Source organism: Acinetobacter sp. SwsAc4 (genome assembly GCF_013391535.1).
In the GTDB taxonomy this organism is placed as follows: Bacteria; Pseudomonadota; Gammaproteobacteria; order Pseudomonadales; family Moraxellaceae; genus Acinetobacter.
On the sequence record NZ_JACAXC010000016.1, the window covers coordinates 59,118 to 68,475 of the forward strand.

A 9,358-nucleotide genomic window follows, 5' to 3' on the forward strand; every position below is an offset into this window, starting at 1 on the left:
TTTGTATTTAAAAAATAATGTTATTGATTACATGAATTATATCAGTTAGATAAGTTTTTTAAAGCAAAAGAACGCACCAGTAGAGTGAAAGTTCTAGTGAAGTGTGATAAGTTTCAATAATTAAACCTATAACGATGAATGGGTTAGTTTTTAAATGACGGGATTAATTATGCTAAATCGTGTGCTCATAAAAGGCATTGTGGGATGCTCAATTGCTTGCGCAAGCCTAACAACTTTTGCAGCCTCTATCGAAGGTTACTGGAAAAGTATTGAAGAACGTACAGGTGAACAACTGTCAATTGTTGAAATCCGTAAAGGAAATGATGGTCGTTATCATGGAAAAATTGTTTATCGCTATCCAAACTCACATGGAATTGCACTTACAAACTGTACCAAATGTCCAGCACCATATACAAATAAACCTATTCTGGGTTTAGAGATTCTATCTGGATTTAGGGAAGATCCAAATAAGGCAGATGCTTATATTGATGGTCGGGTACTGGAACCTACATCTGGGCGAATTTATAAAGGTAAGGCTGTGGTGAGTGGTGAGGGTAAACGCCTGCGCATGCGTGGTTATATGGGAGTGTCTGCACTGGGCCGCACCGTGGTCTGGCTTCGTACAGACAGTGCAAACCCTTAAACATGGGTCTAAATATTAAGTTGTATTTAAGCTGATTTAACTATAAAAAACCTGCTGGTATAGGGTAAGATAGACTGGATTTAATAAATAATATTTTAAATCAAGTCGAATAAGTATGAAGTGTTATTTTAAGTTTTAATGGAGATAATATGTTAAATCGTGTACTCATGAAAGGAATCGTGGGTTTGGCTATTGCTTTTGCAAGCGTGACAAGTTTTGCTGCATCGATTGAGGGTTACTGGAAAAGTATTGATGATCGAACTGGTGAGCAACAATCAATTGTAGAAATCAGGAAAGCTGCCGATGGGACGTTTCATGGAAAAATTCTTTATCGTTACCCTGTTCCTGGTGGTGTGGCATTAACCCATTGTACAAAATGTCCTCCGCCTTATACCAATCAGCCACTTTTGGGTTTGGAAATTTTGTCTGGATTTAAGGAAGATCCCGATAAGCGAAATGCTTATGTTGACGGAAAGGTTTTAGAAGCAAAAAGCGGCAAAATCTATAAAGGCAAGGCGAACTTAAGTGCTGACGGTAAACGTTTACGTCTGCGTGGATATGTAGGTATTTCTGCACTAGGTCGTACACAAGTGTGGATTCGTACTGATAGCCCAAATCCTTAGTTTTAATTTGACTAAAACCTCGAATTTCAGATTCGAGGTTTTTTATTGGGTAAACTAAACAGGGCATGGTAAGTTTTCGTCCTCCTGACCGATTTTTTTGGCGTTGATAAGTGCTTGGACTTTTTTACTTGGTAATTTTTCTTTTCCAAGTTCATCATAGGTATTCACGATATTCGTTACTTCTAAGCTGCTGAGTTCGATTCCTTCTGCTGTTAAAAAAACGGAAATGACATGATGATCCACACCTGCTTTTGCAAGATCATGGATCGCTTTAATATTTTCTAAACGATATAAGTGTGCTTTTAATTCCATCGTCTTAACCCTCGCTTGTTTGATTGTATTACCTACATTGGCATATAAACTTAAGCAATAACCGTGCACAAAATGTAAAGCGCATAAAAAAAATGTAATTCAAACCTTGGAATTTGGTTATTTTTGTAGCTTTTATTTAAAATTAGAAATAACTGTTGTTATTCTTTCTAAACAGAATTCCATTTTAATCAATTAATTTGAAAATTACTGAACTAAACCCCAATAAAAATACTTGAAACTAAGATATGGGCTTAAAGACAGCTTTTGTAAGTTGGCGTATGATCGACTAATCAAGAAGTCTTGATAACAAGACCATCCGACATGATGAACGATAAGGAATACTGATGAATATTGCGGCACAGCCTCCTGTACAAGCAAATCAAACGATTTATTTAAAAGATTATCAAAAGCCATCATTCTTGGTTGAATCAATTAATTTAAATATTCAAGTTTATGATGATCATACGATTGTCGATTCTACACTGGTGATGAAGCGTCAGACTGCAGGCGAATTGGTTCTGTTAGGTCGTGATCTTGAATTAAAATCGGTTCAATTGAATGGGCAAACCCTTAGCGCTGAACAATATCATTTGGATACTGAACAATTGGTGATCACTGATGCACCAGATCAGGTCATTGTTCAAACTCAGGTGATTATCCATCCTGAATCAAATACGCAACTTGAAGGCTTATATAAAGCAGGTGATTTGTTCGTTACCCAAAATGAACCAGAAGGTTTCCGTAAAATCACCTTCTATCCAGATCGTCCAGATGTGCTTGCTGAGTTTACTACCCGTGTCGAAGCCGATAAGAAATATCCAGTATTACTTGCAAATGGTAACTTATTGGAAACGGGTGAAGCTGGGGAAGGTCGTCATTTTGCGATTTGGCAAGATCCAACCAAAAAGCCAAGCTATTTATTTGCCTGTGTGATTGGTGATTTGGCGGTACTGAAAGATCGCTATACCACATCAGAAGGCCGTGATGTTGCTCTTGAAATTTATGCAATCGATAAAGATATTCCAAAATGCCATATCGCGATGGAAGCACTAAAACATTCAATGCGTTGGGACGAAGAACACTATGGTCGTCCGTATGATCTCGATAACTACATGATTGTCGCGGTCAGTCAGTTCAACATGGGTGCAATGGAAAATAAAGGTTTAAATATCTTTAATACATCTTGTGTACTTGCTGATGAGGAATACACCACTGATGCTGCGATTATGCGAGTTCAATCTGTAATTGCACATGAATATTTCCATAATTGGACAGGCAACCGAATTACCTGTCGTGACTGGTTCCAGTTGTGTTTAAAAGAAGGCTTAACGGTTTTCCGGGATCAGTCTTTCTCTGAGGATTTACAATCAGCGGCCGTACAACGAATTGATGATGTAGCGGTATTGAAATCGCATCAATTCCCTGAAGATGCAGGACCATTATCACATCCACCTCGTCCAGACCATTTTGTTGAAATCAATAACTTCTATACCGCGACAGTGTATGAGAAGGGTGCTGAAATCAATCGCATGATGGCAACTTTATTGGGGAAAGAAAAATACCGTAAAGGCACAGATGAATATTTTCTGCGTCATGATGGGCAAGCAGTTACAGTTGAAGACTGGGTTGCGGCATTGAGTGCAGGTTCAGGTGTTGATCTCTCTAACTTCCTCACATGGTATAACCAACCGGGGACACCAAAGTTAGAAGCTCGAGGTGAATATGATGCTGCTGCACAGACTTACCGTTTAAGCTTCAAACAAAGCTTGAAAGCACATCCAAAATATCCAAACCTCAAAGCAGTGCCAATTCCTGTGGCTCTGGCATTATTTAATGCCAATACAGGTGAGCAATATACCTTGCACAGCACTGATCTGTTTGTGAATGAGGTCAAAGATGGCGTGTACTTATTTGATCAAGATGAAGCAACAATTGAATTTACAGGGGTGACTGAGCAACCTGTTGCCTCGTTATTACGTAATTTTTCTGCCCCTGTGAACTTAGTCTTTGATTATTCCAATGATGATCTTGCCTTCTTGATTCAGCATGAAACCAATGGCTTTAACCAATGGCAAGCGACACAAACTTTATTGGAACGTATTCTTTTAGAAGACCATAAGGTGGATACCTATATTCAGGCAATTAAAAATACCTTGCCTGACTTAGTAAATAAAGATCCGTTATTGGCATCACGTTTATTTGATGTACCAAGTGAAAACTATCTAGGCAGTCGTATTGATCAAGACTATGAGCCCGAATTGATTCGAGAGAAGCGTGAAGCTGTGCTAGATCATTTAGCACGTGATTTAGGCTCATTCTGGAAAGACACCTATTTGGCCTTAGATCCAGACCAGCAAAAAGAGTTCTCTTTGGCAATGGGCGTGCGTTCATTGAAAAATATCACCTTGAATATGTTGGCGCGTCAAGGTGATGAATCTGTGTTCGATTTGGCTTATACCCAATATCAACAAACAGGCAATATGTCTGAACGTTTAGGAGCATTACGCGTTTTGGTCTGTAATGATGCACCACAAGCGCAAGCTGCACTTGCAGATTTCTATAAGCGTTTTAAAGATGAAGCCTTGTCTTTAGATCAATGGTTTAACATCCAAGCATCGAATCCATGTGCGACAGCGGAAACAATTGAGTATCTGACTAAGCACGCCGATTATGATTTGGGAACACCGAACCGTATCCGTGCAGTGAGTGGTGGACTAGCTGCAAATCCAGTCAATACGTGGAGCTTTGGTGTTGATCATTTCATTGAGCTTGCCGCTTATTTGGATGAGAAAAACCCAATTTTAGGTTCGCGTTTATTACAAGTACTGTCTCGTTGGTATACTTTAGCCGAACCACAACGTAGTCAGGTGCAACAGGCGCTTAAGGCGTTGCAGCCTAAAGTGAAATCGAAAAATGTATCTGAAACCTTGAGCAGTATGCTAAACATTGAATAACACATTGTTTTTGTCAGAAAGGATGCTGTCTCAGCATCCTTTTTTACATGTTCTGGATTATCATTAGTTCACAGAAAGGATACTCATATTGTGGTGATATATGGCTTTGCGTCGCAAAACACCAGCGGATCGGTTGTTTTATGCCATTTTAGGGTTGTCGTTGGCCCTTGTTGCGGTCATCTATTGTGCGGTAAATCAGCCCAGTAGCCATTTACGTTTTGAAGTCAAAGAACGCCAAAAAATTTCGGTATTTGACGGGGAGCGATTAATATTACAGGATGTGGATTCAGTTGCAATTTCAGCAGCAGGTGGGCAGAACCGAATACAGCTAAACGCAAATGACTTTACTGAAGACCCCCATTTTGTTGCAACCTATCCTGAGATGCAGCAATTTTTTATCAAGCAGAGCCAAGTTCATCAACTGATGAGCCAGCATCAGCAAATATTTTTGCATTCAGGCGATCATTCAAGCTCAACGCCATATCCTGTCAATATTCAGCCTAAACGAACGCTTCGAGATTTACCTTTTGAGTTCTGGTTTCAGCTTGCCGTCAGTTCGATTGGATTTTTGCTGGGCTGCTGGATTTGGGCATTGCGTCCCAATGAAATCGCCCCCCGTGTTTTTGCCTTACTCAATGCAGCCTATCCAGTATTCGCCTTTTCCGCAGCCATCTATAGCACCCGTGATCTGGCTTTAAATGCCGAATTATTTCGGGTACTGGTCGCAATCAATACGGGTGGTGCATTGCTATATGGCTGTGCATTAATCAGTCTATTCTTGGTGTACCCAAAGCAGTTGATCAGAACCCAATGGTTGTGGGCAATACCGATATTTTTCTCTGTTTGGTGGTTGCTTGATACCTTATTTCTTTTGCCTGAACCAAGCATGGGGGGAGACTTACCCGTTACCCTGCAAATGCTGGGCGCAATTTTATGTATGGTTTGGCAATGGCGGGCAAACCGACATGATCCACGGGCAAAAGTAGCATTGCGCTGGTTTGCCTTATGGATTCTGGTCAGTAGCGGCACATTTGTATTTTTGGTTCAGAGTACCCAGCTACTTGATATTCAGCTTAATATGTCACAAGGCTATTCGTTCGGTTTCTTCCTGTTTGTGACCATTGGTATTGCGATTGGCTTAAAACGCTATCAGTTATTTAGTCTGGACCGTTGGGCATTCGGAATTCTGTACTGGCTGGCAGGAGCGATTTTACTGGTGTTGCTGGATGCCTTTCTGGTGATGATGTTAAGCCCACTTATGTCACTCAGTCTGGCCATCCTGATTTGTGGTCTGGTTTGGTTGCCTGTCCGTGGCTGGTTACAGGCACGCCTGTTACAACGCAAAAAGTTATCCGACAGCGAACTGTTTGAACGAATCTTGCAGGTCAGTTTTGCGGTGAATGAACAGGAACGCCAGTTACAGTGGAAAGCCTTGTTGAATGACCTGTTTCAGCCATTAAACCTTGAGATAAGTGAACAGAGAAATCATAGCCAAATCGAAGACAACGGACTTGTGCTCTATATCCCACAGGTGGCAGGGCTGGCGGCGATGCGTCTCAGCTATCCGCAGCAAGGCCGCCGTTTGTTTAGTGAATATGACCAGCAACTGATCCAGAATCTATTACCGTTTTTAGCTCAGGCAGTAGAGAGTCGGGTTGCCTATGACAATGGTGTGCGTGAGGAAAGACACCGTATCGCCCGAGATTTGCACGATGATCTGGGGGCAAAACTATTATCGGGTCTCTACCAGAAAGATGTGGATCAAGCCAAGCAGGCCATTCGTCAGGCGATTGCTGAAATGCGTACCATCGTCAATGGTCTGTTAGGTACAGGGGTTGAGTTAAATGTGATTTTGCAGGAGTTTGAATATGAGGTTGCGACTCGCCTGCAAAGTTGTGGGATAGAACTAAATTGGCAACAAAACCTTGCAGACACACCCATTACCTTGAGTTATGCACAATACAGGCATTATATTTCTATGCTTCGGGAAATCATCAGTAATATAATGAAGCATGCCAATGCGCAAAAAGTGACGATTGACATTAGTTTGCTTGACTCACAACTGGTTTCAGTCATTTGTGATGATGGTGCTGGATTTGATGGTCAAACTAATCAGCTTGAGGGGAATGGGCTTAAAAACCTGAGGGAACGTGCAACTGAACTTTCGGCAACCCTGCATTTTCAGAGGCTGCCAGGAACACAAGGTTCAAGGGTAGAGTTGATTTTTCCATTATCGTGACTGTGGCAAAAAGTAATGGATGTAAATATATAAGATGGGTGTAAATATGATTCAAACGGCATTGATTTTAGAAGATATACTGGAAGTCAATGCATGGATGAAACAGATGTTGCTTGAAACCTTTGCAGGCATTCGTATCCAGCAGGTTTATAGTGTAAAGGAAGCAAAACAGTCATTATTGTCACAACATTATGATCTGGCCTTGATTGATCTTTCCTTGCCTGATGGAAAGGGAACAGAGGTGATTGACTGGCTGGCACAACATTCTGCCAATACCTTGAGTGTGGTGGTGACAATTTTTGAAGATGACCAATATCTGTTTGAGGCTATTTGTCATGGTGCAAAAGGGTACTTGCTGAAAGACCTTGAACCAACTCTATTTCAGCAGCATTTGAAAAACCTGATTGCTGGAATCCATGCCTTTTCCCCAAGCATGACGCAGAAACTGCTCAATTATGTCAAAACACATGAACAGCTCAATCAACAAAAGCAACAGGCCATACAGTCACTGACTTTAACAAATCGGGAAAAACAGGTGCTTGTCTATATTGCAAAAGGACATCAGGTCGCTGAAATCGCCTACGAATTAAAATTATCTGGCCATACCATAAATGGCTATATCAAGACAATTTATCAAAAACTGCATATTTCATCCCGTGCTGAAGCAGCATTGCTGGCACAGCAATATGGTTTAATTTGATACGTTTTGTTCTGCTAAGGCTTTCTTCTCTAACCATGTCACGACATCTTCATTTTTGACACGGTCATAAATATCTTCAACTGAAATGCTTAAACCAATTGAGTTCAGTGTAATGTGATCTCCCAAATAGTAGAAATGAGATTGCCAGTTTTGACTACGACATACCACTTCAATCTCGGCAATACCCTGTTCAATCAGGATATATTCTTGTAGGGTCGGAATCTGTAGATACTTTTCACGTTTGATCACACGCTCAATCTGGCGCGTGGATTTAGACAATACCTCAACAATAATGGTCGGTGTTTCTGTAAAAACACTGTCATCTGCTAAATCTGAACAATCAACCAGTACATCAGGATAGAAATAACAGTCGTCAATTTTGACTTTCATATCTGACATCATAGAACTGCAAGATTTTCCTTTTAAATGCATATGAAAGGATGAGGTGACATGGCAATAACTCATAATGATATAAATACAGCCTATACCTTAGCGTGTATGAAGAAGTATCACAACTGATTGAATATTCACATTGTAAGCAAGTTTTTGAAGTCAAAATAGATTTTAGGCTATCCCCCCTGAACTGGGGATACACAGAAAACCCTAAAAACGTTACTGTCATCACGAAAGGGATGAAATAATGAATGGGGTTCGTATGTTAAAAAAAAGTTTATTGAGTGCTTGTATTGCTGCCAGTGTGTTACTGACAGCATGTCATGATGACGATGATCAGCACAGTAATACATCACCAACACCGACCACAACCTACAGTAATTTAGCTGGAACAGCAGCTGTTGGGGCAGCGATTAAAAATGCCAGTGTCACAGCGAGTTGTAAAGATGGCACTGGGTTTAAAAATGAGGTTAAAACCAATGAACAGGGGGAATGGTCAGGGCAGGTGGATAGCACTAAACTACCTTGTGCATTGGAAGTGAAAGCATCAGATACCCAAACCTTGCATGGTTATGCTGCAAAAGCGGGTAATGTCAATATTACACCATTTACTGATCTTGCTCTGGCTTTGGCAAGCTCACAAACGCCAAGTGACTGGTACAAAACCTATCAACCGATTTTAGAAACCACACTGAAAACTGCGGTAGATAATTTAACCAAGCAACTCAAAGCAGATGGTTATGTATTACCAGAAAACTTTGACCTATTAACAACTAAATTTGCAATTGATGATGCATTTGATAAGGCTCTGGATGCCTTTGCAGCGTCATTGGCTGCCAATCAAGCAACAATTAAAGACTACGCTGCCCTGATTCAGAAAGTAAAAGCAGGAGATGTGGCAGCAGTTCCTGATTTCGTTCCTGTAACTCCTGCTCCAGTAACAGAAACCTGTGCCAGCAAGAAACTACCTGTAGGCAAACTCAGTGATTTGACGAGCTATAGCGGTGATTACAGTGATAAAGGTACAGTGGTCTTGAATCTGAATGCAGCGACAGGAAAAGTTATTGCAAAAGGCACAACTGCAACCATTGCAGAAGTTTGTGGCGCAAATGTCCAAAATAATGGTACAAATTATTATGTAATTACTGACAAGGGATATGTGACACTATTTAAAGACAATGCAGGTAAATATTCTGCGGAAAGTGCAGATTTTACAGGTTTTTATGGTGAAAAAGCCACAGCCTCTCCACAACTTTGCGAGTCAAATGGTGCGGATGATAAGCTTGGCTTTAAGAATGCCCCGAATGATTTCTGTAGCTTTAGTAAGGCAAGTTCAGTTGCAATTACATCACCTGATATTTATACATTTTTTCTTTGTACACGACAAAAAAAGACAACTCATTGAAATAATGGCATAATACTTGTTTTCTGACGACGAATATGATGACACATTTCAATGAGTTACATCTCATCTTAAACAAATATCTAAAGTGG

8 protein-coding genes are annotated in these 9,358 nt (G+C 40.6%); 6 read left to right on the plus strand and 2 right to left on the minus strand.

What is annotated here, in order from left to right; all coding sequences use genetic code 11:
• Positions 1–169 precede the first annotated feature (169 nt).
• Positions 170–643, plus strand: a complete 474-nt coding sequence (locus HYG88_RS09355) for a DUF2147 domain-containing protein (RefSeq protein WP_005160862.1) — start codon at positions 170–172, stop codon at positions 641–643.
• Positions 644–792: 149 nt separating this feature from the next.
• Complete coding sequence (locus tag HYG88_RS09360; protein ID WP_005160860.1) at positions 793–1,266, plus strand: DUF2147 domain-containing protein; 474 nt, start codon at positions 793–795, stop codon at positions 1,264–1,266.
• 54 nt (positions 1,267–1,320) lie between these two features.
• Here the strand turns inward: HYG88_RS09360 and HYG88_RS09365 are convergent, their stop codons facing one another.
• Positions 1,321–1,578: a hypothetical protein gene (locus tag HYG88_RS09365; RefSeq protein WP_004661424.1), complete on the minus strand. Its 258-nt coding sequence runs from the start codon at positions 1,576–1,578 to the stop codon at positions 1,321–1,323.
• A 344-nt stretch (positions 1,579–1,922) separates the two neighbouring features.
• On the opposite strand from HYG88_RS09365, the gene pepN reads away from it, so the two are divergent.
• From pepN to HYG88_RS09380, 3 genes are all read left to right on the plus strand, one after another.
• Positions 1,923–4,532 (plus strand): aminopeptidase N, encoded by a 2,610-nt coding sequence (gene pepN, locus HYG88_RS09370; protein WP_005160857.1) that lies wholly within the window; start codon positions 1,923–1,925, stop codon positions 4,530–4,532.
• A 100-nt stretch (positions 4,533–4,632) separates the two neighbouring features.
• The gene (locus tag HYG88_RS09375) at positions 4,633–6,771 is read left to right on the plus strand and encodes a two-component sensor histidine kinase (RefSeq protein ID WP_005160855.1); all 2,139 of its coding nucleotides are present in this window, start codon (positions 4,633–4,635) and stop codon (positions 6,769–6,771) included.
• Between the two features lie 46 nt (positions 6,772–6,817).
• Entirely contained in the window at positions 6,818–7,471 is a 654-nt protein-coding gene (locus HYG88_RS09380; RefSeq protein WP_034602840.1) for a response regulator transcription factor, read from the plus strand.
• Here the strand turns inward: HYG88_RS09380 and HYG88_RS09385 are convergent.
• On the minus strand, positions 7,463–7,936 hold the full coding sequence (locus HYG88_RS09385) for a Uma2 family endonuclease (protein ID WP_081399870.1): 474 nt from the start codon (positions 7,934–7,936) through the stop codon (positions 7,463–7,465). The genes HYG88_RS09380 and HYG88_RS09385 overlap by 9 nt on opposite strands.
• Before the next feature lie 190 nt (positions 7,937–8,126).
• Here HYG88_RS09385 and HYG88_RS09390 point away from each other — a divergent pair, with 190 nt between their 5' ends.
• Positions 8,127–9,269: a hypothetical protein gene (locus HYG88_RS09390; protein WP_256731647.1), complete on the plus strand. Its 1,143-nt coding sequence runs from the start codon at positions 8,127–8,129 to the stop codon at positions 9,267–9,269.
• Positions 9,270–9,358 lie beyond the last annotated feature (89 nt).

What these genes read in the sequence shown, in the direction of transcription:
- HYG88_RS09390 (WP_256731647.1), top strand. Translation starts at nt 8,127, where the DNA reads ATGTTAAAAAAAAGTTTATTGAGTGCTTGTATTGCTGCCAGTGTGTTA.
- HYG88_RS09375 (WP_005160855.1), top strand. Translation starts at nt 4,633, where the DNA reads ATGGCTTTGCGTCGCAAAACACCAGCGGATCGGTTGTTTTATGCCATT.
- HYG88_RS09380 (WP_034602840.1), top strand. Translation starts at nt 6,818, where the DNA reads ATGATTCAAACGGCATTGATTTTAGAAGATATACTGGAAGTCAATGCA.
- HYG88_RS09385 (WP_081399870.1), bottom strand. Translation starts at nt 7,936, where the DNA reads ATGAGTTATTGCCATGTCACCTCATCCTTTCATATGCATTTAAAAGGA.
- pepN (WP_005160857.1), top strand. Translation starts at nt 1,923, where the DNA reads ATGAATATTGCGGCACAGCCTCCTGTACAAGCAAATCAAACGATTTAT.
- HYG88_RS09365 (WP_004661424.1), bottom strand. Translation starts at nt 1,578, where the DNA reads ATGGAATTAAAAGCACACTTATATCGTTTAGAAAATATTAAAGCGATC.
- HYG88_RS09360 (WP_005160860.1), top strand. Translation starts at nt 793, where the DNA reads ATGTTAAATCGTGTACTCATGAAAGGAATCGTGGGTTTGGCTATTGCT.
- HYG88_RS09355 (WP_005160862.1), top strand. Translation starts at nt 170, where the DNA reads ATGCTAAATCGTGTGCTCATAAAAGGCATTGTGGGATGCTCAATTGCT.